The sequence below is a fragment of the Brucella cytisi genome (assembly GCF_038433355.1).
In the GTDB taxonomy this organism is placed as follows: domain Bacteria; phylum Pseudomonadota; class Alphaproteobacteria; order Rhizobiales; family Rhizobiaceae; genus Brucella; species Brucella cytisi.
On the sequence record NZ_JBCAUP010000033.1, the window covers coordinates 22002 to 44724 of the forward strand.

A 22723-nucleotide genomic window follows, 5' to 3' on the forward strand; every position below is an offset into this window, starting at 1 on the left:
ATTTAGCCTAGCGCAGCGCCAACGGTGAGTCTAGAGCGCTAAGATGCTGACCGAATCCGGTTGTCCCACCCCAATAGAACGATGGGTAGGTCAGGCGGATTCATGCCTCCGATTGATCAGAATGACGGGCAGATTCGTGTATCCATTACGTCTTCGCAGCGAGGTGAACGACGAAAATGATCGTAATAAAGCGTCCAGTTCGTCTTGTCGGCAGCTCTGTAAGGCCCGAACTTGAAATACTGGTTGGCGCCAAGCCCCGGATCATTGTGTCCGATACGGCCCTTCACAGTGACGATCCATTTGTTGTTGGCGAATATTTCGATATGTCCGGAGCCGTCGGGACCCGGTTTCGTATAGATGGCGAAATCAATCCAGCCCGATTCCGGCGACGGCAACTTGTTGCCACGGTCTATAACGGTCATCGCGGTCGTCCGGCTGCTGAAGCGGGGATCATCGTGTGACGTCCAGTCACTCTGGGTAGCAACCAGCGCCCGCATCTGGTTGACATCAGGACGAAACCAGACCGGCGTCCCCTCTGTCCCGGAAAGCCGGGCATCTGCCGCAGCAGGCGTGACATAATTGGTTTCAACCGTCGCGAAAAGCTTGCCGTTGTTTAGCCGAAGCGCCAGAAACGGACTGAAATCACCCCTGGCATCCGGCCCGATCTCACGTTTCCATTGCGCAATCAGATAACGATGGTTGCCGCGGGGAACGGGATCGGCGAACTTGACCGCAAACCCGTACCAGATCCCCTGGTCGTAAGGCACACGCCTGTCGGTTTTTTCCCAGATTTCAGCACGCTCGCTGCAATTTTCCCCGGTCTGCGGACAATACGGTTTGACGCTCAGTTTCAGGGCGCCATTTCCCTTGAAGGTCACGTCCGACTGAAACTCGACATTTCCTGCGCTTTGTTCGAAATTGCGACGATAGTAAAGTCCGCCCGACGGAGAAAAGTCGGCTCCTTCGAAGTCGTCGACAAGAGGCGTATTCCAGGATTCCATTGCCACCGCCGATGGTGTGGGGATGAAGTTCGAGATGAACAGGAGCGCAGCCAGCCAGGTGATGACACGCTTCATTTTGACGACGTCTCCAGTACGCGATTGGGTTCGTTCGAACCGGCGTTGCGATGCAGCAGCATGATCTGTTCCGCTTCGGAAAGCTCATCGACGTTAGAATCGTCCGATAGTTTATCCGCATTGCAGCAAGCCAGCGATTTCGGACGCAAGACTGTCACTTTCTGCCCCACGCCACGCAGTTTTTCGTCACCGAGCTTCACCCAGTCGCCACCGCTATAATTCACGAAGTTCCCGCTGGCGATAATTTCCGACGAATATCGCTTCGTCAACCCTTGCAAACGTTGCACTTCATTGACGGCAGAACCGAAAGCAGAGAAGGTCAGCCGGTCACGCAGACCGACATTTCCAAACATCACATTGCCCACGTGAAGACCCACACCATACCGAATGGCGGATTTATCATTTTTTCGGCGTTCCTTGTTGAGAGCAGCCACATTGGCCTGAGCCTGCGCCAGGGCGGATACTGCCGCCTGACAGGCGATGACCGAAGGTTCCCGATGACGACCGCATGGATAGACAGCCAGAAAGCCGTCACCGATGAAGCTCAGAATTTCGCCGCCATTCCGGTTAAACGGTGCGGCCAGCGCATCGAAAAACTGATTGAGCGTCTCGATATAGAGCTGCCGCCCCTCTTTTTCGGCCAGAGCAGTGGACTGGCGCATATCGCCCATGACCAGCGCTGCGCGTATAGTTTCACCATCGCCGCGCTTGATCTGGCCGTTAAGAACACGACGGCCGGCATCCCCGCCCAGATAGGTGGTCAACATACTATTTGTTAGCTTGCCGAGCACGGCAATCTTGGCAGCAACCGCCAGCTGGCTTTGAAGCCTCAGAAGAGAAGCAATCATGTCATCATCGAAGCCTGAACGGCTGTCCGTCGACCATGATCCCATCATACCCTGCATGGAATCAGCGCCAAACGGTTGGATGAATGCCAGATAATCGGTCATGCCCTGTTGTTTCAGCTCCGTAAAAACAGGGAACTCGTCGGCTGAATCCGGTGTGAAGCGCCTGCGAAGATGATCCAGCTTGTTGGAAAGCAGATAGTAATATGGACTTGAAAGAAAGCGTTCCGGCTTTTCGCCCTGCTTGTGCCTGAACCCCTCTATGGTCAACCCCTGTGAACGATGCCATGTAAAACCAACGGCGTCGTAAAGTGGGTGAAGCATCGAGAATGTCATATGCGCCCGCGCAACCGGAAGACCGGCGGCAGCCAGGCGCTCGCAGAAACCCAGAAGTATGGTTTGCAGCGTCTCCCCCGCCATCGATGACCGGGTCAACCATTCGGTCGCCTTGTCAAGTAGAACGGCTGATACGCCGGTTTCGGTCTTTCTCATGATACTGACCTGTCCAATTCCACTTCCGGGAAAGTTTTGAAAATCCTCGCCTGGGAAAAAAATATTACGTTCGCCATCGACTTGTCCCGACATTCTATCATGGTTCGATTTCTCGCAGCAGGCAGTTCCCTGGTTCAGGGGAATATGGATTATGATTTACAGGCTTCCATCGTGAACCATTCTCAATTGATCGTGACCGCACCGGCTTGCGTTCTGTTTTCTCGCTGAATACCTGCGAGATATTTTGCGGGCAAGGCTGAATCACCGCAACTCGACTGCGATACAGGAACCGGCACATACCATCGGCGTCCTTGCCCCCACTGATATCCGGACTACGTCGGTTCAAAAAGCGGTAAGTGATCTCATCAAAGCGATGCCGTCACATCGAGTTATAACAGCAGATATGGACGTTCTTGGTCGCGCTGCAATTCTCCATGGGATAATTTGTCGTATTCAGGGCTACGGTGACGATCAGAGGTTACGGAGCCTGAACGATTGCACTATTTATCTCCGGCATTAAAATCTGGTCTTGCTCTTATATCAAGAAATATCTCTGACTTTTATTATTGCTTGAAGCTTATTCCAACGGCACGTATGTTATTCCATAGAACCTGGTTTATTGTTTCGCCATCAACGATACTCACTCATATCAAATAGTAGCGCAATGCTAACCACCGAGCGGTGACTCGACACCTTCATAAGGGAAGGCAGCAGAACCTGTGCATGCAGCGGATCCGAAACCCGCACGAAATGTGGCTTCACAGGCGCATTTCGATAAACGCTAGTTCGCTTCATTGGTCGCGTTGTTATTTAACCTGTTTCCCAATATGATCAGGTTGTCTGCGGGGGTAATCATGGACACTCGATCTGTTTATATAACAGTAACGCTCGTCATTCTTGCGAACGGCGGTGTCCTGACAGCGGTCCTGGCTGATCTTCCCCAATCCCTTCGCCCCGCTGCTCGTATATGGCAAGCAGCTACTCTTCTGGTAGCGATTGGCTGCGTTACATTTGCTATCGAAGATCACATCCCATATAATTTGGCAACTGCTCTGGCCAATGCGGTGCTATTAATCGCCCTTTGTTCATATCACGCAAGTATTAGAAGGTTTCACGGTCTTAGTGTCTATACTAATGCCTTTATTTTTCCCGCGATTGGAACGATCCCATATGCCTATTATCTTTTTGTTGCCCCAGATATAGGAGCGCGAATATTTATTGTTGCGATTCTTTGGGGATTCATTACCTGCGCGTCGGCCATTATACTAATTCAGAACATCAGAAAACCGGAATATCGTTCCCGGGGCAGTCTTTCGATGACTGTTATTTATGTTGTGGTCACAATCGCCAATCTGACACGCACGCTCATTTATTTGTTTTATGAAAACCATGGTGTGAACACTGTCGCCGATAACGGACATTGGATGAATGCGATTACTCCGATGTTTCTCTGTATTATGCCTGTCATCGGCACGACCTCATTTTTGCTGATGTGCTCAGATCAGGTAAAGAAGCGTTGGGAAGACGCTGCATCGCGAGACCACCTGACAGAACTTCCCAATCGTCGCTCGCTTGTTTCTTACGGGCAGGCAAGCCTGGAGAATGCTCACACTGGCAAAAATGATCGAGCACTCGCAATGCTCGATATCGACGAATTCAAAAGTATCAACGACGATCACGGACATCAATCTGGCGACAAGGTCCTTCAGGAGATCGCGAAACGTATTGTCGACGTTCTTCATCCGAGCGATTTTATCGCTCGTTCCGGTGGAGAGGAATTCGTCATCATTTTCGGTGAAAAAGGTAGCATGTCACCGGAAATTTCTGCCGAAAGGATTCGTCAGGCCGTTGCCGGCAAATCGTTCCGAATTGGCGTTATTACCATTCAGGTAACGGTTTCTATCGGCGTTGTTTTATGTGGCGAAAACGCTAACTTTTCTGAAACTCTCAGCAGAGCCGATAAGGCCCTATACGCGGCCAAGAATAAAGGTCGAAATCGGGTCGTGTTCGCCGCGTAGCGTGGATGGCGCATATAATCAATTCTTCGCCTTTCTGGTGTTATCTTGATTGTTTGAATATCTGGAAGACGCTCCTGTCATCATGGCTTGAGAGCGCGAAGCAGCTCCAGTAGCCCAGCTTTCAATGCAGCGACATCATCCGCTTCCGCCCGAAACGCAATCTCGTTCATCGCCCCGTTGAACAGCACGGCGAGTACCATGGGACCGGTCGAGAAATGGATATTGCCTTCGCTAATTGCCTCCTCAATGCCGATCCTGAGGAGATCAAAGGAAAGTTCGCGATCGAGCGCTTCCCATTGCTCTCGCCCCAGCACCCCCGGCGCATCGACCACGAGTATACGACGGTTTTCGGGACGAACCATAAAGTCTATCCACGCGATCGAACCCTTTTCCAATGCCTCGACAGGCACGAGCACTCCCTTGGTTGCTATCTGGATCGTCTCCGCCGCCCTGGCGGCGAGGTCGCGGCAAACCGCTTCAAACAAATCAGTCTTACCGCGATAGTGATGATAGAGAGCGCCGCGCGTTACTCCCGCCTCGGCTATGATCGCATCCGTACTGGTTTGGGCGTAGCCGTCACGGGCGAAGAGTGTCTGCGCTGCGGTGACCAACCGCCCTTTCGTTTGAAGCGTACGCAAGTCGTTTCTGGTCATAGTCACCCCTCCAGATTCCGTTGACAGTCAGTCTGGTTGTAAATATTTTGCATAAAACATACCAATAATCTGTTTGTTTTAATCTGGCAAGGAGACCTGTCATGCGATTTTCCGACCGCTACCCGATCATAGTTACCACCAAAAAAGACGAGGCCCGCGATTTCTGGCTGAAATATCTGGGGTTTGATGTGACTTTCGATAGTCAGTGGTTCTGTCTGCTTACTGCAGAGGATGGCACTGCTTCGATCGCCTTCATGACACCAGATCATCCTTCGTCACCGCCCGGTCCCGAATGCTTTTCCGGAACCGGCCTTTGCTTCGAGATGGAAGTTGCAGACGCGAAAGCTGCTCATAACGAACTGACAGAGAGGGGACTAACTGTTACTTACCCGTTGACCGACGAGCCGTTCGGCCAACGCCGCTTTGGATTTGAAGACCCGTCGGGCCTATGGATCGATATTGTCGAGCAGATCACACCGCAAACCGGTTTCTGGGACAAATACCTGGTTTAATCGTTGAGCCCCATTCGTTACCTCTATAAACCACGTCCACATGGATGTTGCGGCTTGTCGTAATTCACGATGGTCTGAAGAGTTGAATTTGTTGCGTGGAAAATAATGAAGATTGTAAATGGGATCATGGATTGAAGCGAACCGTTGCACATGTCGTGCTGACTTAAAGCGCTTCATGATCCGCTCTTGTCGTCGAACCGGCTGATGGGAATTCTCAGCCCGATTGTTCAAGCCCTTGTGTTGACGATGCTCGCAGACACCAAGACCCAATTTTCGTTTAGCTGCACCATAAGATCGCAATTTGTCTGTGATCATGACACGCGGTGAATAGCCATGGCCCGTTAGAAGTTTTCGCATGAAGCGCTTGGCAGCCTTGGTATTGCGGCGCTTTTGAACCAGAACGTCGAGCACAAAGCCATCCTGATCAACCGCTCGCCACAGGAAATGGCGCTCTCCCTTGATCGTAATAACAACCTCATCCAAGTGCCATTTATCACCAAGGCGAGGTGTGCGACGGCGAATGGAACAGCATACGCTCTTCCAAACTTCTCCGCCCATTCCCGCACTGTCTTATGCGTGACAACAACTCCACGGTAGGCCAGCATGTCTTCAACCATCCGCAAGCTGAGCGGAAACCGATAATAAAGCCACACCGCATGCCCGATGATTTCTGCAGGAAAACGATGGCCTTTGAAGTGAACAGGCTGGGTTTCGGTCATGCTCCTTGAGTATCGCAGCGCTTAGCAAAACCGGGCAAGGTGACACCACCCCTTCACCTGGCGCTGTAAGTTGTTTGCACCGCTTCAACTTAACATTTATTTTCTCGCCGGAACGGCCTTGTAGTCGCAAGGGCGCGAAAGTCAGGTGCAAAAGTTCGACTTGCGCGACTGACTTTTGCGGGTCGCTTGGATCAACGGCATATGGCCGCCCTGATGTTGCTCAAATTCCTTTTTGCACACCCCTTTCCGTCAAAATTCTCATCGGAAAGCCATACCGCGAGTACGGCCTTGGCATCGGACCATTCCGTATCGAGAAGCGAAAATATCATGGTGTCGCGACTGCGACCCTTCACCAGCATATGTTGCCGCAAATGCCCTTCCTGCCGGAATCCGAGGCGCAGTGCCGCCCGTTCCGATTTCGCGTTCTGGCTGTCGCAGCGCCATTCGCACCGCCGAAGTTTCAGCGTCTCGAACGCGTGGCGCATTAACAGGAACAAGGCTTCCGTTCCCCCGCGCGTTCGCTGCAAGGCCGGGAGGAAAAGGACATAGCCGATCTCGACCGAACGATGCTCGGGATTGAACTTCATCAAGGCTGCCTGTCCGAGCACGGACAACGAAATGCGATCGATAATGGCGTAGCCGGAGAATTGATCGGAAGCGCAGAGCCGGACGAGGTGATCCCGATGGGCTTGCATATTGGGAAACGGCCCGTCTCTCAGGTAGCGCCACAAAGCATCTTTCTCCGCTCCATGCGAGGCGCGGTGTAGCGCTTCGACATGACGGTCGGGATCGAGTGCGACCAGTTCGACACATTGACCGGCCAAATGCTCCTGCGGGGTAGCCGTCATACCAGTGCCTGTACGGTGAGAATTGCGAGGGGGATGGCGAGCACGGCAAGCGCGGTCTGGATCGAAATGATCGTCGCCATAAGCGGCGCATCACCTCCCATCTGCTTTGCCAGAGGAAAGCCGGCGGGAGAGGTCGGGCAGGTTGCGAAGATCACCGCGATCGTCGTCATATCGGCGGAAACGCCAGTATAACGGCACGCCAGAAAGGTGACGAGTGGAAAGACCAGCATCTTTGCCACGACAGACAGGATGACCGGTCGGGCGACCCCACCCAACCCGCCCATGCGCAGGTTCGCGCCGATCACCAGAAGCAGGACCGGCAACGTCGCGCGTCCGAGCATCCCGGCAAACTCATAGAGGATGAAATCCCTTTCGAGCTTAAGCAGGCTGAAGACCAGTCCCGCCGCAATGGAAAGGATGATGGGATTGCGTAAGATATCCTGCACGATCCGGCGTTTCCCCGTCGCCTTGTGGAGCATCGACGCCAGAATGATGACCACAACGACATTGGAGAGCGGCACGAGAGACGCCGTGGCGACGGTCCCGATCGTTGATCCGGTCGTCCCAAAGAGTTCGCCGGCGACGGCCAGCCCGATAAAGGTATTATGCCGCCCGGCCCCCTGAATAATCGAGGTCAGCGCCGGGCTTTCAAACCTGGTCAATCGCCCGGCGGCAAAGGCAAAGACAATCGCGGCGGCAAAGCCCGCGATCAGGGAAACAGAGTAGGTGAGGATATTCGGGCTTGTAAGATCGAGCTTGGAGGTTTCGACAAACAGGAATGCCGGGAACAGTACCCAATAGGCAATCTTGTTGATGCCGTCCCATACCTCAGAGCTTTGCACCAAAGTCAGTTGAAGGGTTTTTCCTAGTATAATGACCAGAAAGATCGGCAAAACAAGCACTATGAGCGAAGGCACATTACATCCTGTTGGCTGACTGCAACGCTACCCGCGCCAGTTCATATATGTCGTAAAAATCCCACAGACCGTTCGAGAACTCTTCGAAGAATCGAGGATAGTTCGATTTAGGCGTGAACGGCAACTTTTCGCGCGAGTTTCACGGCCTTCTGTTCTGAGCATGTTGGTGGCGTTGAGGGGTGCTGCGACGTCTGGTTGGGCAGAGAGCGCCTTAAAACAAGCCGCTCTATTCCTATAGGGCTTCGATCAAGCCGGGAACGCCGACGAGAGTGATAACCCGCCTGATGTTGTCGGCAAGCGCAATCAGGCTGAACTCGCCGCGGACATTGTCGAGCCGCCGCATCAGGAACGCGCCTGGTTCATCCATTGCCTGATCGTGCCGAAGAGATGCTCGACACTATCACGCCGTCTGTCGAGGATGTCGGGTTGCGCGACAAGTCGCACTGCCATGCGGTCGAGAACGTCCTCGTTCTCCGACCGGGAGACACGGCGGAGACTTTTGGTGAAGCGCTCGCGCAGATGGCGCGCCTTGCAGGCGGCTCGTTTGGTGTAGTCGATCTTCACGTTGTCGCGTGACTTGCCGTAATGACGCGGCAAGAGCACATGGTCGCCCCGGGCAGAGATAGATGTCCTTGTCCAGATCGTAGCGGAATTCCTCCTTGGAAAGGAAGCCGTGAGCGACGGTCGGTCCGCGGATCGGCTCGGGCACGTAGGCGGTGATGCCGTTTGCCTCGCAGGCTTCGATATCCTCAATCTTGAAGTAACCGCGATCGGCGACAGCCTCTATCTTCTCGACGCCGGGCGTATCCATCGCCGCTTTGACCGTGGGAACCAGAAGACCAAGGTCGATGACCTAGTTGCAAACCTCCTGCTCGGCGATCATCTTGTGCTTCGTGTCCACAGCAAGCTGGACGTTATAGCCGACGCCGACTTTGGTCGTGCGCGCCATGGCGCGGGCGTCCGGATCGGTCAGCGAGATCTGGTCTTCGCCGCTGCGGTCCAGTTCCTCCAGCATAGCCTTGTGCCGGGTGCGCTTGTCCCTGATCGCCGCGATCTTCTCGGCGAGCTTGCCGCCGGAGCCGCCGCTTTCGCCGTCAACATGCTCCTCCTCGGCATCGCCGTCGTCGAGGCGTTTCATGTAATCGGCCAGCTTCTCGTCGGCCTCACCGATGAACTTAGACAGAGCGGAACGGGCAAAATTGCGGTCTTTGTTATTGACCGCCGTGATGCGCGTGCCGTCCACAGTGAGCAACTCGCCCTACAAGGTCGAGCTGGCGGCACAACACGACGAACTCGCGGAACACTTTCCTGAAGGCCGAACGATTCGCCCGCTGGAAGGCTGCTATGGTACATCCGGTTTCAGGTGCCGTAGCAGCCAGATCATCTCGATGTTGCGATGGCATTCCGCCTCCAGCCGTCGGCTGGAGCGTACCCGGTTCAAATACCCATAGATGTAGAGCTTCAGCATGTCAGCGGGATCGAAGCCTGGTCGACCGATATCCTTCGCGTCAGCCCGCACGAAGCCAACTGCCTTGAGATTGAGGCCATCAACAAAGGCCCCGCTATAGCGGACCGGATTGTCCGGTCCCACGTAACCGTCAACCGCTTCCGGCAAAAGCAGCAGTTGCGAACGATCTGTTCCTGAAAGGTGAACCATGGCAAATTTTAACACAACAGAATTTTCTCTGGAATCGCCGAGGGAGTTTTGGGACAATCTCCCTGACTTTCGCATCAAAATCGCCGACGCTGACTTTCAGGGAAGTACCCGATGAACTCGCAAGGATAGAAAATGTCAGAAAACATGGAGATGCTGGAAAGCATTGCGCGGGCAATCACGGATGACATCAATGTCTCCCGTATTGACTGGACTGAGCTATCGATCGTCTTCTCGTTCGAAGACGATGGTTTCTGCTCAGGACATTTTGGGTATGCCTATGACGGGGACGGGCGACCCACGCCGTTTACGCTTAACAGCATGGATGCAGAGATATCGGCCAGCAATTATCGCGAATGGCTTCGGCAGGACGATGATAGGGGCATGATCAAGATGCTCTTCCAGTTCAACCGGCAATCGCGGAAAGTCCAGGCGGCTTTCGAGTACGATAATTCCTCACGGTGGCAAGTAACGCCGGCAAATATCGACGTCATAACCGATGAGCTCCGACCCGACCTGGACGCGGGGTAAGTGGCGATGCAGCGGATTGCACCATGGGAAACCGAACTACCCGATGATTTGACGCCTGCTCAGGGCTATCAACTTGCACTTGACCGCATCGCATGGCGTGCGGCGGGCCGGCCCGACCCGGCTACGCTGGATGAGTGGCCGGACGATGATGATCTCGATTACCTGCTCAGCCGACATTCGCACGATACACTCGACCTTAATAGTCTGAAGCTGCGTAAGGTGCCCGACGAGCTCTACCAGTCGGAGGGCATCACGTTTCTGTTTCTGCTGGACAACAGAATCGAGACCATTCCCGAGCGGTTCGCGGAGGTACTTCGGCTTGAAGAGTTGTCGCTTTTCGGAAATCCTCTGCGCGAGGTGCCAGCATCGCTCCTGTTAATGGAAGGTCTCAAGGGCCTCTATCTCGGTCGCAGCGCGCTTACCAGGCTGCCACATCTCGACCGCCCGTCAACCAGCATCAGGACGCTTGGGCTGGAGCGCACCGAATGGCTGGAGATTCCCGAAGGCTATCTTGCCAATTTCCCGAATCTCAGAAGCCTGTCCTTGGGCCACTCGTTCCGGCGCAAGATCCCGGAGGAGGTCTTTGGCCTGTCCGAACTCATTCAACTCGATTTCGAGGGAAACTCGCTCACGGTGCTTCCCGCGCAAATAGGAGGGCTGACCAAACTGTTCAGTCTCCAACTTCGCGACTGCAAGCTGGAGACGCTGCCAAAGGCGCTCGGGGAGCTTACCAAACTCGAAGAAAAGGCGGGAAGCGGCCCGTTTGGCCTCCATATCTCCGGCAACCCGTTCAAGGACAAGGAGCTGAAACGCATCGCGAGGTTGAAGAACCCGCAGCAGACGATCGAAGCACTCGCATGGGCCCGTTCCAATGGAAGTTGAAGATGGTCACCTGCATATTTTTCTCGCGGCCTTCCCGAGTGAAGCGGATGCTTTGGTTTTCTCGCAGAAGCAATGGGAGCCGGAGCCGGGCGAAGATGCATCAGACGAGGAGTACGCCGCCTGGGAAGATCGCAATCCATCTTGGCCGATGAGAGCCGAACAGGGCTTTACCTATCTCGATGGAGACTTCGTGGAGACGATATGGGGCACCGGGCCAACTGGTTCCGAAGCGAACTGGGGCTATCTTGCCTCACTGCTCGATCCCGATGATGTCGGCAGGTGCAAGGACCTGGCTCCGGCGCGTTCGAACACCCTGATCGTGATCGATGAACGAGCGCTCGGAGGCTTTGATTTCACGTTTCGCACGACTGCAACCATCACCTATTGCGGTCGTTATCGACGGCGCCGGACCTGAACGAACAGGGGTGATGTCTTGTAGAGAGTGCCCTTCTCTTGCTCCGTTCCATTGCCAATATCGGAGCGCGATTGATGATCGGCCTTGTTGGCGCATCAGCCGCTTTGCCGGCACTGGCCGACGATGCAATCACCATCGCGTTTTCTGCCGATGGGTTGCTATCCACTCAAGCAACCGGTGCGCCTGGCGTCTCCCGAAAAGCCATCAATTTGCCGGTCGGGAGAAGTCAGCAAGAATGACGTAGATCAATACAGAACCTCGACATTATGATTGATGCAAAGAGCCCGGGAATTAGGGCGAACCAGGTAAATCAAGAAAATGCCTTGATCAGGGAAATCAGCGAGAATGAATCCGCCCCATCAGGAAGATCGAGGGGTGTTGTCAGCGGTCCTTTTTCAGCGGCGAACCGCGCCCTAAGTACAAGTCCCCTGACGACTGAACATTAAACGAACTCAAAGTGACGGTAAAAGCAAAAGCCACTTCAGAGGCTAGGCTGGAACAGCGATTGGAGTAAAAGCTTGGTGGATTCTCTCTTTGAACAACTGAGTTCTATCGAGACGATGATCGAGGCAGAGCAGGAAATCATCGCGCTTGGCGACGCCGCGATTCCACTGCTCAAGACCCTGTTTGATGGCAGCGCCCGAAACGAATGGGGTGTTTCTTACCGGGAGCTCGGCCTTCCACTGAGATGCGGGTTTGAGATTATTATGCGCCTGGGCTCCAGGGCAAAGCCGCTTGAACCCTACATACATGTCGAACTCCCGGGATCGGAAGCTGCGGCACGAGCGCTCCGGGCACTGCGTGAGCTAACTCCACCTTCTGTTGAAGCCCTCGCGGATGCTTTGGAAGGTGATTTCAATGTTGCAAGAGAGGCCGCTTTTGCACTGATTGCATGCGGACAGGATCGCTCGCCGCCTGTTGAAAGCGTTGTAGAACGATCACGTGAAGCGAGAGAGTTGCTGGAAACCGCGCGTAGGCTGCCCCGTCAACAATTCCCCAGCCTATCGAGCTTGTAACGGTTTTTTGGTCATCGAGATACCCTTTTAGGAGGCAATTGCCGTTTGACGTGGAGCACACGCATGGCGTTTACCCTAACGTCACAGATCAAACAGAAACTTTGATGCTCAATCAGTTCCCGTGAACCTGTCCGCCTGCCGGGACGGCCTAGGGACGGATGATCTACCAGGCGGTTGGCTTTCTCTGAAAATCGCTCATCGAGCGCCCGCGCAGCCGCTGGATTGTCAGTTTCGATATAGTGGTAAATATCGTCGCGACGTTGTATCGCCTCTGGCGTTCAGTAAAATTACGATTCCATTACTTGGAGGCTTCAAGTTTGCAGCGAATTTCAGTTCGCCTGGCCGCAAACCTAGCCTCCCCTCGCTGGGCATCCATCTTGACCGGACCAAAACCAGTGGCACCGATCTCGATGAAACGGTTTTTCTGACTGACGGCCCTGTCGACGCCCTCACCCATCGGGTTTAGGCGCACACAGCACCGACCGCCCCTACCCTCTCTACCTATCCACCTCGGTCGAACCGACCCAAGATCTGAATCGACCTTGAATACTGACGGCAGGAGTTGGTCGTGCAAAGACCAAAGTCCAACGATCACACCATGTGATCGAAGGGGATCTTCCATGTGACTGATCGGATGAGCCTATTTTACACCTCGATTGAGGCCACTGCCGTCGGCATTGGCAGAGTATTGCCATCCCCATGGTTTACCCCCTACGAAATTGAACGTGATTTTCACTGGACCGGAGCGCGGTGTCTCACCCCACGAACGTCGGACGTGTATTTCAGATGCACCGCTCGGTTCATTTCCGTTCATTTCAACGAAATCAGCCTTTGCCTCTTCCCAGATCGGCAGAATCTTTTCCCACGTGACATCTTCCAGAGAAAACTCCTCTTCAGTTGATCGCGGGTAGAGTGCATGGTTCTTCGAGCCCCAATTGTGAACTTCACCGTCTGTGTACTGTAAAAGCGACGTCCGGATTTCCCCGGGCACAAGCGGGGCCCTCGTATAAATCATTCCGGAATTTATCGTCACATCCGTGACCTGATTATGACCGGCTTCGTCGCGCAGGGCCTCTATTGCGAGCCGGAGCTTTTCGGGTGCGCGAAGATCGGCGTGTTGTCGACCTTGAAGCAACACGTCGATCTGATCGCTGATAGCCGCACGTTCGGGATATAGTGAGAGAAAGATACCTGCAACAACGAGCGGCAAAAACGTGAAGGTTTGGAAGGCGCGAAATTTTCGGCTTGCAGGACGGAGCCCCCGTTGCTCTGCTGGCCGGATTATCGTGACAGACCCTCGGCCTATATTTTGTGTGACAAGTTCATGCCGCAGTTGGATCGCTGAAGAAATATGCAGAAGGGCACAGACCATGGAGTTGATGGCAAGGAGTGCAATCCCGACCACGAGCGCCCAGTAGCCTCCACCATTCGGCAAGAAAAAAAATGATACAAGAGTGCCGATGATTGTCCCGATACCAAGACGTGTTGCCAAGACGCACAGGATGGAGAGAAAGCCAAGCATGCCCACAGTCTGCAACACCTGCCCGTTCCCGGTCAACAATGCATTCGATGGACGTATCGTATCTCAAATCAACCTGCTGGCGTAGATTTCAACCTTCGAGTTATTGAATATCCGACAATGCCAGGCGGCGCAGTGCTTCACGGATGCTTAAAAGTCAGGCAATCTATCTTCAAAATGCTATAGCTTCCGGCAATCGGGATCTGTACGCTTGGTCCTTTCGAGGAATAAGAATTCTGACAGAACTTTATCGGGAGGTTGTCACGCCAAACGTTATCGATAGCCGTCTCGTTAACGCTTTCTTCGACAAAGCGATGTTGTCGGAAATCAATCCTTTGCCGAAGCCACTCTTGCGCCAGATCGATGACCGTCGCCGCAAGCAGGCTGGATTGTGGGTCGGCGGCAAGTCCTTGTTGACCACCACAACGCTTAGCTTCAGCCCAAACGAAATGAACCGGGCATTGCATGTTCGTCCCAGCGAATTGGAAATCGAGATTTTGTTGTCGAGTATAAATGATATTTCAGTTCAGCGAAGATTGATTACAAACGTCATAACTGTTCGATTTGAGACAGGGGTTCTGAAAATCCGGTGTTTTAAAGCCATTTCCTTTGTCGCAGCGATTGAGGAAGCACGGCTCGCTATGCGTTAATTGCTTCGATACCGAAGGCGGTTCGCCATGCAGAACCGTTCAGGATGGCATCGCCTTCACCTGGCTATGAATATTTAGAGCCCGAGTGACTCGTCGTTTATACAGCCAGTGGCATCGCTATCTCACGCCAGACGTTGTTGGCACCGGCGCGAAGATCGCGGTATTTGGCAGCGTCGAGATGTTTTCTACTGAGATGATACAGATTGGAAACCTGACCCTGGATCGAGACGAAACGCTGGCACTGGCAGGCTGACTTGAAACTCATGATGCGTTTCTGACGTCGTCGCACCGGAAGGTGCGAATTCTCATCCCTGTTATTCAAACCTTTATGTGAGCAATACTCAACACCTGGCATAATCTCTTGCTTCGCGGCATCGTAAGGGCACAGCTTGACCGTCACCATGGCGCGCGGCGCGCAGCCCTGCGACCTCAAGAGCATTCGCATAGGCCTGAGAGCTGGCCCTTTTGTCTCTATGATGTTGTACAAGGGCGTCGAGAACGTAGCCATTTTCATCGACGGCACGCCACAGCCAGTTTTTCCTGCTGTTGCTGGAAATAACCATCTCGTCAAAATGCCATCTGTCTGAGAAGTTCCCGCGGGTACGGCGCCGTAGCTTGCAGGCCGAATTTTACCATCCACTCCGAGATCGTCTGGAACGACACGATAATGCCGCGCTCGGCCAGAAGGTTTTCAACGTCGCGAAGACTGAGGGTTAAACGATACTGGCTGTCTGGTTGTGAGACCTCATTGGCATAGAAGATGACATCATCGACTTTTCCCATGATGTCATCCTGCTTTATGGGTTTATAGCGTGGATTGGACATCTGCGACGTTGAACCGATGGGTTGTTCGCTACTCTCCTCTGATTGCCGCACAGGCGCAGATGCGCAAACGACATACGGCCAGATACTGGAGTGTTGACGAAACCCATCTCAAGGTTCGGGGCGAATGGGTGTATTTGTATCGTGCGATCGACCGCGATAGCCAAAACCTGATTTCATGCTCTCCGAACGCCGGGACATGGCCGCAGCCAGCAGGTTTTTCAGGAAAGTCATTGCAGCCAACGGCGTTCCCGAGAGGATTTTCATCGACAAGAGCGGAGCCAATCTGGCTGAGTTGCAAGCGGTCAACACAATCCTGACAATCACCGGAACCGGAGGGATCATTGAAATCCGACAGGTCAAGTATCTCAAGAATACCCTTGAACAGGATCATCGCTTCATCAAGCGGCTTACAAAACCGATTATGCGCTTCAAGGCGTTTCATTCGGCGTCGGCTACCCTTGCGGGCATCGAGGTCGCCGACATGATCCGCAAGAACCAGTTCGCCAATGACAATCGCTCGCCATTCAAGATCTTCGTCGAACTTGCAGCATGAATCCGTCTATAGTTAAGGCCGACCGTACCCCAAACGAACATTTGCGACAGAGCCAGGCGACTTTGCCTCAACGGCACCGCTATCCCTCAAACAACAATTCTCAGCGCTCGCAGCGTAATTGCGTCTCCAGATAGAGCACGTTCCCCGCTAAACAAATTTTTGCGACACAGCCATTTCGACTAAGTCAGATAATCATCGTTAACCGCTTGGCCGTGCCACAAGATCAATTTTTTGAAGGCAGGCCGAGGATTTGACGAACACCATCCTTTGAGAACGGTTGCGCCAATTGCGCGAGAAATCCCTTTGCAACCTGCCCCTTGATGCCAATGTCTGCGGATGAGGGTCTATCCGGATTGTGATAGGTCCTGAATATCTGGTCGAACAGGACAATGTTCTCGCCGTAATTGGTGTTTCCTTCGCGTATGTCCTTTGAATGATGCCAACGATGGAGGCGAGGCGTACTAAAGACGTTGTCAAGTATCCCCGTCCTCATGTCGACGTTGCAATGGGTGAGAATGCCTACAAAGGCAGTGACCGCACCTAACCACCAAAATATCTGTAGTGGGGCACCCAGGAAATAAAGTGGGGCTTGGCTCAGCGCTACCTTGAAAAGGGAGTCGATAACGTGAAACCGGCCGGTATTGACGACCCACAGCCGGGTCACAGAGTGATGCAATGCGTGGAATCGCCAGAAGAACAGACGTTCGTGCGCGACGCGATGAGACCAATACAGGCCGAACTCCGCAATGATTACGGCCAATGCCACCTGTAGCAAGAAAGGCAGTGTGGACGGCCAGAAGCTAAACTGAAGCGTAGCCAGCGGCTGCACGAATCCAGCAGCTATCATGGGGAACAGCGCCGCAGCAAGTGCGGCGACTTGAACGAGCCCCTTTGTCAACAAAGTATGGGCGATATCGTTCCAGGTCTCGCCATCCGCCTCAAGCCAGCGGCCTTCATACGGAATTAAGCGTTCCATAATAAACAGCATTGCGACGGCGATGGCGTACACCACGGTGAACAATGCCATTGGGTGATCGCTGTCGAAGGCGAACCTGGCACCAACCAGCCCGGAAAAGAACACCGATGGCCATCCGCAATATCGCAATGTCCATCTGAATAGCTCGAAGTTCAACATTACTTTGAAGCTCCTGTCTGGGCGAATTTTCAATCGTTCCGGGCACGATTGGTACAGCGGGATGTGCTGACCGCTCAGCAAACAACACTGGACCGCGTCGGCTTTTACATCGCCAGGGCACATTTCTACAACCGGTTCAGGGGAGCGTTCAATCCCTGTCAGGAGAAAGTCATTGCGCGCCTGTTCGAAGCAGGACCAGATGGTTTTATCGCTGGCCCAAGCGCGGACAATTATCTGGCCATAACAAAGACCTCACGCGCAACCGCCACCCGCGATTTGCGGGATCTGGTCGACAAGGGCGCGTTGACGCGCAGCGGTCAGCTTCGATTCACCCGATACGGGCTGAACTGGCAATCGCATCAAACGGGTGTCGTGCAAGGAATTATGTAGGTAAGTCGCCTATTACCCTGTATCTCCGCCATTCCAGAGGCAACTTGACCGAAGACGAGTAGCGGAACCCAAACAATATCCGGTACGCGGTAGCCGCCTATGCACATCGACTGACATCCGTTGACGCCTGCATAAGGCCCGGTCCAATAGGCGACATCACCAGTTTAAACAGACTATGACCGCGACCAGTGTTGTTGTGGCAAGGCCAACAGGCAATCCTCAACCTGTTTCACTCATTCTATATAATGCTCAGTTCATCTTCGTGACATCACTGACGGTAGTGAACCTTGGAAAGGCGCCCATTAGCGATTTTGACTGTGACGACCTTCTCATGAGCATTGAGCCTCCTCTTAAGGGTGGCAGAGCCCACTTAGGCCTTTTACGAAATCCTGCTGCCAAAATGACCAATGGTAGCTGTTCGCACTGTCTGAGGAAACAACACCCGCAGGAACGAGCACCAGGTGATAGGGCTGGGGGCCGTAAGCGGCACTTCCCGGGTCAGGGCTGCCGAAGGATATCGCATACTGCAATAACCAGAACGACGAGTAATCGCCTATCGGAACGTAATTCCGGCAGTGGCGAAATTTTGGTATGAACAACTGGTACCCTTCTGGTGCGATGAGCGCCGCACGATGTTCTATCTTCCAGGATATGAATACACTTGCCATTAGCCATGCGATGAAACTGGCAACGATCATTCCGAAAAAAGCCAGCCCGATCGATCGCACCGATTTCTGAACGCGCGCACGAAGCAACGGGGGCAAAATAATTGCGGCAACGATGTTGGTGAGAATAAATAAATGGACGACGTTCGGAACTCCCGATCCATCCGGACCTACGGTCGATGAGATGATACCGATCATTATCGCGAGGCTGAGAGGTCCCCACAAAAGGATTGAAACACGGACAGCTTTCCAAACGCGCAGAGAGATCTGGAAGTGGCGAAGCGGAACAAGGCTGAGAAGTCCGGCCAAAAACAACGGCAGCTGCAACACCACCATGATCAAATAGTACCGATCCAGTGGGGCTGAGCTGCATACCCCTTCGGCAATAAAACACGGTATGATGATTTGACTGAATTGAATAACCGGGAGCGCTAGCAGCACTCCGCCTATCCAAAGCCGCCATCGTGCATCATCCTGCGTTGACTCTGTCTGCATTTTTTCGCCTTATAGGTTCAGTCGTTCCAAGCCTGCGACTTGGCCATCCTTTTGTACTTGCAATGCAATATTGCGCCCATTGACAATCTGAACACCGATAAGTGCAATAGGTATTGCCCCTCTCCTCACCTCAACTGCGGATTTTCCGCAGTACTCGCCAGAATGGGCAGCTAAAGCGCGTTTAATCGTTGGACCGTTTACAATGCATTGGGAGTGATCAGCGCAACCGTCGGATAGTATGTCCGGTAACGCCCGACATCTCGAGTCAGAAGTGGCATTTTTTGAACGGCTGCATGTGCACCAATGAAAAAATCGGGCAGCACACCAGTTCGCGAGCCCCCTGTCCTTCGATATCCGGTAAAGACTTTGCCTGCCAGAAAAAGTGCTTCACTGGGAAATGATGCCATTTGAAGACCGGCAGCCTCAATAAAATGGTCCAGGGCCTCTATTCGCTCATAACGAACTGCGAGTTCTGCATAGATCACTTCATTAATAAGCAACGGTCCCGTCAGACTGGCGGTTTCAAGTTGCCCGGTCGACCATTCCGCCCACTGTGAATCATCTGTCGCAACATCCAGAAGAACGTTTGTGTCAACCAGAGTCACGTTTCACCACGTGTCAGCGCCATAATTGCATCTGTATCGAGCCCCTTGCCAGCGTGACCACGCAGCTTCTGAAATCGATTTAATGTTTTTGGCCCATCAGCTTTAACAAGGAATACTTTCCCGTCAGGGGTTCGATGAAAATCCACTTTGGTCCCGGGCCTGATCCCAAGCAATTCCCGAACTGCTTTTGGGATCGTAACCTGGCCCTTCGATGTCACTGTGGTTGCCATTTCTGCACCTGTGTAATACTGATTATATACAAGGTATTACCGTCTTGGCGCTATTTCAACCGCCAAAGTGATTCTGCAACTGTCTGAACAGCTGGTGAAACAAAGCCAATCCGTGAAAATCAAAACGCGGCAAGGGCAGGAACGTCGGCCAGATCGTTTCAGAGTGAACCTGACCAAGGCTTCGGGCCTCTCCACCACTCCAACATTCTCTGTACGGCGAAGAGGCGCTTGCTGCGAAGTTGATATGTCGACATAATTCGAATTCATCGACATATTCCTCCAACCTGTCGATGCTAACGACATATCGACTCAGACATGTCGATCACAGCAAGGAACATCGACATGCCGTTTCAACCGGATCGCGCCTCTAACGACCCCCCGCCGCTACCGCCGCAAGCCGAACGACAGAAGGTGCATGGGAAGAGTGAATCCTTTACATGCTGGCGGTCGTGCAAGAGAGCACGATCTGGTCGACCGATCGAATCCGGGCGATCCGTTATCTTCTCGATCAGATAACTGCTCGTATCCGGGGCGAACTGCCTAAGATCTATTCGCGTAGATTCGCTGAGGTCTTTTTCGTCAACCCCTATTATCGAGTCAGCGATTTGGTGGCCGCCGGCATCGCCAAACGCCAGTCAGCGGCGGTCTATCTGAAATCACTTACCGATCACGGCCTTCTCCAGGAAACGAAAGCGGGCCGAGAAAATCTCTATATCATTCCGGCTTTGCTCACGCTTCTCAGAGACCGCCCGACGGTGGGAGTTGAGCGCTGAAACAGCGGCTACAGGGGCAGAAAGGCGAAATGGTCTACCTCACCTCATCGACAAGGCTCGACGCACTAGTCGCCCCAGATGAGCAAGGACAGGAAGCGCGTTCTCGGCTAACTTAAATTGGGTGCATTACGCCGAGCTGAACGTATCAATCAGCACGATGACAAAATACAAAAGGACGCATGAGCACACGAAGCATGTATACAATCCTGTCTATTGCCTACATCACCCTTCTTGCGGCGGTGGCCTATATCGGCCAGCACTGGGAAGTCTTGTCGCCAGGGTTTACGTCACCAACGGATAATGGTCCCTCCTTCTGCAAGGAACTGTTCAGTTCGGGCAGTGACGACGATGCGATGATGGGTGCATTTATGCTGTTCGTGCTTCCGCTGGCATTGCGACTTTTTCGCCTGCTTCGTCCCGTAGCGAAATATGAGGTTTGGCTGTTCTACATCTGCGTCAGTCTCGCCATCTTCTCGCTGATGCTGGCAAACCTCGATTGCGCCGATATTATCTATACTGCGTTTGGCATTCCTGATCTCGTGTTGGCATTCGTGCTTATCGCCATGCCGCTAACTGCCTTGCTGCTTTTCTATCTGCGCACAAATCATGCCGACCGAGCCGGTTGACCTCAGTCCGCCTGTCACCGCTCTTTGATTTCGCGCCAATGCGGCTCGCCAAAGAGGGAACCGTTCGCTCGACCCGATGGGCGATGATGCGTAACAGAGGTCGCGACCATCTTCCCGATTGGAAGCACATTTGCGGCGAACTGATGCCTGATCCTGCTGAGCACAGTGCGTTCGCAGCTACGCTTGCCATGTTTGCCGAACATCTGCGCCAGGCTCCGGCCATGGCAAAAGAAATGGGAGCGTCTACGAATATTCTGGATCGTGCAATGGGACGCTGTATCGCGATAGCGGACAGCGTTCTGGCCGCGTGTCAATGATGGCAAAGGACCGCTAAATGGCTCGATGGAAGAAGCCGACGACAGAGGAGATACTGGAAAACCGGCGAGCACTGGCGGAACTTGCTCGAACTGGGGATCTGAGGCTGCCCGATGCTGAGGCGGAGATCCGTAAAGGATTCGGCATGACGCAGGAAGAGTTTGCAAAGACGCTGTCGCTGACTAGGCGACACGTTGCGGAGATCGAAACTGGCGTGGCGAACCCCACGCTTGGGACTTTGGAGAAGATCGGTCGGCTGTTCGGGTTCGGAATCGGTTTTGTACCAAAAATTAGATAGCATTAGCTTTAATGCGTTACACGAAAGAACGTTCGCAGAAGTGAATGCGATCGTGAAAGGTCGCTTCGGCCTCCGACCCCATTGCGGTCATTCAAGTACTCTGCCATTGTTTCCCTATGGATCGCGAACTCGATATCCGTCAACGCCTCCCGGTTTGGACCGTTCTAAGCGAGTTGTTTCTCGATACGTCGTTTGACGAGACCGACTACGATCGTATTGCAGCAGTGCTTTTACGGTCGCCTTATCAGCGTGACGAAATCGAGCAGATTCTGCGTCATGAGGTATCTCCGGCGTTTTCTGGCAACCTCCTTTCCATTGCAGGGGAATGGGCGGGTTGGTCGGAAAGCGACGTTAAGCAAATCATGGAGCAATGGCTCAACCGGCAAGCTGCCAAAGGTTGGCTGCCTTGGATTGAGGCACGATTGACTGTGAGGGTAATTCCCGCAGATTGGTATCCTGTCGCCGCACGCCTTAGCGCCCGCAAGCCACCCCAAAGCCGCCTCGACGACCTGCTCCCATGGAACTTCAAGCCGTCAAGCTAAAACACAAGTGGCCTCAGCGAACGCTTACCAAGCTTCCATGCCTACGAGGCAAGGCTGCAACTTGCGAAAAAGTCCAACACCTGTGATCGACGCAGTGCCCGACGCACGATCACAGCACCTTCTTCGGTGATGCCATGAACCTGAAAAACGGATTTGGCCAGATCGAGCCCGACTGTGGTGATCTTCTCCATGGAAAGGGCCTTCTTCTTTGTGGCGTTCCAACACGACCACGTTAGGCACTTGATGCCGTTTGAGAAGGGGCGTTCCGGTGGCGTCGTGTCTGGATGGCGCCCGCTTGGCAAGGTGATTTCGGCGATGTTTGAGCTTTGCGGGTCGGGTGCAGTCATGTCTCCGGCCTGTAAGCGCGGTTTGATATGACCGCTGGCCCTGATGTTTTGCGCTCAAACCGATCCCTATCACCTTATCGCGCTTTGACGCGCTATACGCTACCACGGGTCCTTGGGTTCGTGCGGTCCATTCCGCTTGTGCCTTCACATCACTCCTTCGTCACGCCGCCAACTTTT

Annotated in this window: 28 protein-coding genes and 6 pseudogenes; 17 read left to right on the forward strand and 17 right to left on the reverse strand. The window is 53.5% G+C overall.

The genetic code is table 11. The features are described from left to right. Window positions 1-116: 116 nt before the first annotated feature. Window positions 117-1076 carry a polysaccharide lyase family 20 protein gene (locus AAE521_RS23425; protein ID WP_342062648.1) on the reverse strand — a complete coding sequence of 320 codons (960 nt, stop codon included), beginning with the start codon at window positions 1074-1076 and terminating at the stop codon, window positions 117-119. Beyond that, window positions 1073-2413 (reverse strand): adenylate/guanylate cyclase domain-containing protein, encoded by a 1341-nt coding sequence (locus tag AAE521_RS23430; protein ID WP_071632482.1) that lies wholly within the window; start codon window positions 2411-2413, stop codon window positions 1073-1075. Before AAE521_RS23430 ends, AAE521_RS23425 begins: the two co-directional genes overlap by 4 nt. A gap of 854 nt (window positions 2414-3267) precedes the next feature. On the opposite strand from AAE521_RS23430, the gene AAE521_RS23435 reads away from it, so the two are divergent. Next, complete coding sequence (locus tag AAE521_RS23435) at window positions 3268-4431, forward strand: sensor domain-containing diguanylate cyclase (RefSeq protein WP_342062650.1); 1164 nt, start codon at window positions 3268-3270, stop codon at window positions 4429-4431. 80 nt (window positions 4432-4511) lie between these two features. Here AAE521_RS23435 and AAE521_RS23440 read toward each other — a convergent pair whose 3' ends face one another. Continuing rightward, window positions 4512-5084: a TetR/AcrR family transcriptional regulator gene (locus AAE521_RS23440; RefSeq protein ID WP_071632399.1), complete on the reverse strand. Its 573-nt coding sequence runs from the start codon at window positions 5082-5084 to the stop codon at window positions 4512-4514. Between the two features lie 101 nt (window positions 5085-5185). On the opposite strand from AAE521_RS23440, the gene AAE521_RS23445 reads away from it, so the two are divergent. Continuing rightward, a complete protein-coding gene (locus AAE521_RS23445) occupies window positions 5186-5596 on the forward strand; it encodes a VOC family protein (RefSeq protein WP_071632398.1) in 411 nt (136 codons plus the stop codon). On the opposite strand, the pseudogene AAE521_RS23450 reads toward AAE521_RS23445, so the two are convergent. From AAE521_RS23450 to AAE521_RS23465, 4 genes and pseudogenes are all read right to left on the reverse strand, one after another. Then, window positions 5531-6315 (reverse strand): annotated as a pseudogene (locus tag AAE521_RS23450) (IS6 family transposase). The gene AAE521_RS23445 and the pseudogene AAE521_RS23450 overlap by 66 nt on opposite strands. 191 nt (window positions 6316-6506) lie before the next feature. After that, window positions 6507-7163: a GNAT family N-acetyltransferase gene (locus AAE521_RS23455; protein WP_342062651.1), complete on the reverse strand. Its 657-nt coding sequence runs from the start codon at window positions 7161-7163 to the stop codon at window positions 6507-6509. Next, window positions 7160-8080, reverse strand: coding sequence for an AEC family transporter (locus AAE521_RS23460; RefSeq protein ID WP_342062653.1), 921 nt, complete (start codon window positions 8078-8080; stop codon window positions 7160-7162). Before AAE521_RS23460 ends, AAE521_RS23455 begins: the two co-directional genes overlap by 4 nt. 232 nt (window positions 8081-8312) lie before the next feature. Continuing rightward, a complete protein-coding gene (locus tag AAE521_RS23465; protein WP_342062655.1) occupies window positions 8313-8447 on the reverse strand; it encodes a hypothetical protein in 135 nt (44 codons plus the stop codon). Here AAE521_RS23465 and AAE521_RS23470 point away from each other — a divergent pair. Then, window positions 8447-8656 (forward strand): hypothetical protein, encoded by a 210-nt coding sequence (locus AAE521_RS23470; protein ID WP_342062656.1) that lies wholly within the window; start codon window positions 8447-8449, stop codon window positions 8654-8656. The genes AAE521_RS23465 and AAE521_RS23470 overlap by 1 nt on opposite strands. A gap of 277 nt (window positions 8657-8933) precedes the next feature. Here AAE521_RS23470 and AAE521_RS23475 read toward each other — a convergent pair whose 3' ends face one another. Together AAE521_RS23475 and AAE521_RS23480 are read right to left on the reverse strand one after the other, a co-directional pair. After that, on the reverse strand, window positions 8934-9323 hold the full coding sequence (locus AAE521_RS23475; protein WP_342062657.1) for a hypothetical protein: 390 nt from the start codon (window positions 9321-9323) through the stop codon (window positions 8934-8936). A gap of 99 nt (window positions 9324-9422) precedes the next feature. Then, window positions 9423-9737: a transposase gene (locus AAE521_RS23480; RefSeq protein ID WP_342062658.1), complete on the reverse strand. Its 315-nt coding sequence runs from the start codon at window positions 9735-9737 to the stop codon at window positions 9423-9425. A gap of 132 nt (window positions 9738-9869) precedes the next feature. Here AAE521_RS23480 and AAE521_RS23485 point away from each other — a divergent pair, with 132 nt between their 5' ends. The 5 genes from AAE521_RS23485 to AAE521_RS23505 all read left to right on the forward strand — a co-directional run bounded on the left by AAE521_RS23485 (window position 9870) and on the right by AAE521_RS23505 (window position 12578). After that, a complete protein-coding gene (locus AAE521_RS23485; protein ID WP_342062660.1) occupies window positions 9870-10265 on the forward strand; it encodes a hypothetical protein in 396 nt (131 codons plus the stop codon). Between the two features lie 6 nt (window positions 10266-10271). Then, window positions 10272-11147, forward strand: a complete 876-nt coding sequence (locus AAE521_RS23490) for a leucine-rich repeat domain-containing protein (RefSeq protein WP_071632394.1) — start codon at window positions 10272-10274, stop codon at window positions 11145-11147. Further along, window positions 11137-11562 (forward strand): hypothetical protein, encoded by a 426-nt coding sequence (locus tag AAE521_RS23495; RefSeq protein ID WP_342062661.1) that lies wholly within the window; start codon window positions 11137-11139, stop codon window positions 11560-11562. The genes AAE521_RS23490 and AAE521_RS23495 overlap by 11 nt, the downstream gene beginning before the upstream one ends. A gap of 74 nt (window positions 11563-11636) precedes the next feature. Beyond that, window positions 11637-11801 carry a hypothetical protein gene (locus AAE521_RS23500; RefSeq protein ID WP_167375548.1) on the forward strand — a complete coding sequence of 55 codons (165 nt, stop codon included), beginning with the start codon at window positions 11637-11639 and terminating at the stop codon, window positions 11799-11801. A gap of 279 nt (window positions 11802-12080) precedes the next feature. After that, complete coding sequence (locus AAE521_RS23505) at window positions 12081-12578, forward strand: hypothetical protein (protein ID WP_342062663.1); 498 nt, start codon at window positions 12081-12083, stop codon at window positions 12576-12578. A gap of 11 nt (window positions 12579-12589) precedes the next feature. On the opposite strand, the gene AAE521_RS26790 is transcribed toward AAE521_RS23505, so the two are convergent. Then, window positions 12590-12844 carry a type II toxin-antitoxin system RelE/ParE family toxin gene (locus AAE521_RS26790; protein ID WP_374865224.1) on the reverse strand — a complete coding sequence of 85 codons (255 nt, stop codon included), beginning with the start codon at window positions 12842-12844 and terminating at the stop codon, window positions 12590-12592. An 83-nt stretch (window positions 12845-12927) separates the two neighbouring features. On the opposite strand from AAE521_RS26790, the pseudogene AAE521_RS23510 reads away from it, so the two are divergent. Then, window positions 12928-13029 (forward strand): annotated as a pseudogene (locus AAE521_RS23510) (recombinase XerD); the annotation flags it as partial. A gap of 189 nt (window positions 13030-13218) precedes the next feature. Here AAE521_RS23510 and AAE521_RS23515 read toward each other — a convergent pair. Then, window positions 13219-14100, reverse strand: coding sequence for a hypothetical protein (locus AAE521_RS23515; RefSeq protein ID WP_342062664.1), 882 nt, complete (start codon window positions 14098-14100; stop codon window positions 13219-13221). A gap of 143 nt (window positions 14101-14243) precedes the next feature. Between AAE521_RS23515 and AAE521_RS23520 the strand changes: the two genes are divergently transcribed. Further along, the gene (locus AAE521_RS23520) at window positions 14244-14747 is read left to right on the forward strand and encodes a hypothetical protein (RefSeq protein ID WP_071632389.1); all 504 of its coding nucleotides are present in this window, start codon (window positions 14244-14246) and stop codon (window positions 14745-14747) included. Window positions 14748-14844: 97 nt separating this feature from the next. Here AAE521_RS23520 and AAE521_RS23525 read toward each other — a convergent pair. Next, a pseudogene (locus AAE521_RS23525) lies at window positions 14845-15470 on the reverse strand (IS6 family transposase); the annotation flags it as partial. A 104-nt stretch (window positions 15471-15574) separates the two neighbouring features. Here AAE521_RS23525 and AAE521_RS23530 point away from each other — a divergent pair. Next, window positions 15575-16125, forward strand: a pseudogene (locus AAE521_RS23530) (IS6 family transposase); the annotation flags it as partial. A 223-nt stretch (window positions 16126-16348) separates the two neighbouring features. Here AAE521_RS23530 and olsE read toward each other — a convergent pair. Then, complete coding sequence (gene olsE / locus AAE521_RS23535) at window positions 16349-17260, reverse strand: ornithine lipid hydroxylase OlsE (RefSeq protein ID WP_342062665.1); 912 nt, start codon at window positions 17258-17260, stop codon at window positions 16349-16351. Between the two features lie 63 nt (window positions 17261-17323). Between olsE and AAE521_RS23540 the strand changes: the two are divergent. After that, a pseudogene (locus AAE521_RS23540) lies at window positions 17324-17650 on the forward strand (DUF4172 domain-containing protein); the annotation flags it as partial. Window positions 17651-18000: 350 nt separating this feature from the next. Here AAE521_RS23540 and AAE521_RS23545 read toward each other — a convergent pair. The 3 genes from AAE521_RS23545 to AAE521_RS23555 form a co-directional block, all read right to left on the reverse strand. Beyond that, window positions 18001-18810 carry a hypothetical protein gene (locus AAE521_RS23545; RefSeq protein ID WP_342062666.1) on the reverse strand — a complete coding sequence of 270 codons (810 nt, stop codon included), beginning with the start codon at window positions 18808-18810 and terminating at the stop codon, window positions 18001-18003. Window positions 18811-19007: 197 nt separating this feature from the next. Beyond that, window positions 19008-19415 (reverse strand): type II toxin-antitoxin system VapC family toxin, encoded by a 408-nt coding sequence (locus AAE521_RS23550; RefSeq protein ID WP_342062668.1) that lies wholly within the window; start codon window positions 19413-19415, stop codon window positions 19008-19010. Continuing rightward, window positions 19412-19645: an AbrB/MazE/SpoVT family DNA-binding domain-containing protein gene (locus AAE521_RS23555; RefSeq protein WP_342062669.1), complete on the reverse strand. Its 234-nt coding sequence runs from the start codon at window positions 19643-19645 to the stop codon at window positions 19412-19414. Before AAE521_RS23555 ends, AAE521_RS23550 begins: the two co-directional genes overlap by 4 nt. 437 nt (window positions 19646-20082) lie before the next feature. On the opposite strand from AAE521_RS23555, the gene AAE521_RS23560 reads away from it, so the two are divergent. The 5 genes from AAE521_RS23560 (at window position 20083) to AAE521_RS23580 (ending at window position 22199) form a co-directional block, all read left to right on the forward strand. Next, complete coding sequence (locus tag AAE521_RS23560) at window positions 20083-20418, forward strand: hypothetical protein (RefSeq protein ID WP_342062670.1); 336 nt, start codon at window positions 20083-20085, stop codon at window positions 20416-20418. A 179-nt stretch (window positions 20419-20597) separates the two neighbouring features. Continuing rightward, window positions 20598-21044: a hypothetical protein gene (locus AAE521_RS23565; RefSeq protein ID WP_342062672.1), complete on the forward strand. Its 447-nt coding sequence runs from the start codon at window positions 20598-20600 to the stop codon at window positions 21042-21044. Window positions 21045-21127: 83 nt separating this feature from the next. Continuing rightward, a complete protein-coding gene (locus AAE521_RS23570) occupies window positions 21128-21361 on the forward strand; it encodes a hypothetical protein (protein ID WP_235817648.1) in 234 nt (77 codons plus the stop codon). A 17-nt stretch (window positions 21362-21378) separates the two neighbouring features. Further along, entirely contained in the window at window positions 21379-21657 is a 279-nt protein-coding gene (locus AAE521_RS23575; protein ID WP_342062674.1) for a helix-turn-helix transcriptional regulator, read from the forward strand. Window positions 21658-21773: 116 nt separating this feature from the next. After that, window positions 21774-22199, forward strand: coding sequence for a DUF7079 family protein (locus AAE521_RS23580; protein ID WP_342062675.1), 426 nt, complete (start codon window positions 21774-21776; stop codon window positions 22197-22199). A 30-nt stretch (window positions 22200-22229) separates the two neighbouring features. Here the strand turns inward: AAE521_RS23580 and AAE521_RS23585 are convergent. Next, window positions 22230-22390 (reverse strand): annotated as a pseudogene (locus tag AAE521_RS23585) (IS110 family transposase); the annotation flags it as partial. Window positions 22391-22723: the final 333 nt, after the last annotated feature.

Bases quoted from the DNA above. Each gene is read 5' to 3' on its own strand.
- AAE521_RS23495 (WP_342062661.1), top strand. From the start codon at position 11,137: ATGGAAGTTGAAGATGGTCACCTGCATATTTTTCTCGCGGCCTTCCCG.
- AAE521_RS23445 (WP_071632398.1), top strand. From the start codon at position 5,186: ATGCGATTTTCCGACCGCTACCCGATCATAGTTACCACCAAAAAAGAC.
- AAE521_RS23515 (WP_342062664.1), bottom strand. From the start codon at position 14,100: ATGCTTGGCTTTCTCTCCATCCTGTGCGTCTTGGCAACACGTCTTGGT.
- AAE521_RS23560 (WP_342062670.1), top strand. From the start codon at position 20,083: ATGCTGGCGGTCGTGCAAGAGAGCACGATCTGGTCGACCGATCGAATC.
- AAE521_RS23480 (WP_342062658.1), bottom strand. From the start codon at position 9,737: ATGGTTCACCTTTCAGGAACAGATCGTTCGCAACTGCTGCTTTTGCCG.
- AAE521_RS23430 (WP_071632482.1), bottom strand. From the start codon at position 2,413: ATGAGAAAGACCGAAACCGGCGTATCAGCCGTTCTACTTGACAAGGCG.
- AAE521_RS23575 (WP_342062674.1), top strand. From the start codon at position 21,379: ATGGCTCGATGGAAGAAGCCGACGACAGAGGAGATACTGGAAAACCGG.
- AAE521_RS23545 (WP_342062666.1), bottom strand. From the start codon at position 18,810: ATGCAGACAGAGTCAACGCAGGATGATGCACGATGGCGGCTTTGGATA.
- AAE521_RS23455 (WP_342062651.1), bottom strand. From the start codon at position 7,163: ATGACGGCTACCCCGCAGGAGCATTTGGCCGGTCAATGTGTCGAACTG.
- AAE521_RS23580 (WP_342062675.1), top strand. From the start codon at position 21,774: ATGGATCGCGAACTCGATATCCGTCAACGCCTCCCGGTTTGGACCGTT.
- AAE521_RS23565 (WP_342062672.1), top strand. From the start codon at position 20,598: ATGAGCACACGAAGCATGTATACAATCCTGTCTATTGCCTACATCACC.
- AAE521_RS23555 (WP_342062669.1), bottom strand. From the start codon at position 19,645: ATGGCAACCACAGTGACATCGAAGGGCCAGGTTACGATCCCAAAAGCA.
- AAE521_RS23520 (WP_071632389.1), top strand. From the start codon at position 14,244: ATGCTTAAAAGTCAGGCAATCTATCTTCAAAATGCTATAGCTTCCGGC.
- AAE521_RS23485 (WP_342062660.1), top strand. From the start codon at position 9,870: ATGTCAGAAAACATGGAGATGCTGGAAAGCATTGCGCGGGCAATCACG.
- AAE521_RS23570 (WP_235817648.1), top strand. From the start codon at position 21,128: ATGATGCGTAACAGAGGTCGCGACCATCTTCCCGATTGGAAGCACATT.
- AAE521_RS23490 (WP_071632394.1), top strand. From the start codon at position 10,272: ATGCAGCGGATTGCACCATGGGAAACCGAACTACCCGATGATTTGACG.
- AAE521_RS23465 (WP_342062655.1), bottom strand. From the start codon at position 8,447: ATGGATGAACCAGGCGCGTTCCTGATGCGGCGGCTCGACAATGTCCGC.
- AAE521_RS23425 (WP_342062648.1), bottom strand. From the start codon at position 1,076: ATGAAGCGTGTCATCACCTGGCTGGCTGCGCTCCTGTTCATCTCGAAC.
- AAE521_RS23500 (WP_167375548.1), top strand. From the start codon at position 11,637: ATGATCGGCCTTGTTGGCGCATCAGCCGCTTTGCCGGCACTGGCCGAC.
- AAE521_RS23435 (WP_342062650.1), top strand. From the start codon at position 3,268: ATGGACACTCGATCTGTTTATATAACAGTAACGCTCGTCATTCTTGCG.
- AAE521_RS23440 (WP_071632399.1), bottom strand. From the start codon at position 5,084: ATGACCAGAAACGACTTGCGTACGCTTCAAACGAAAGGGCGGTTGGTC.
- olsE (WP_342062665.1), bottom strand. From the start codon at position 17,260: ATGTTGAACTTCGAGCTATTCAGATGGACATTGCGATATTGCGGATGG.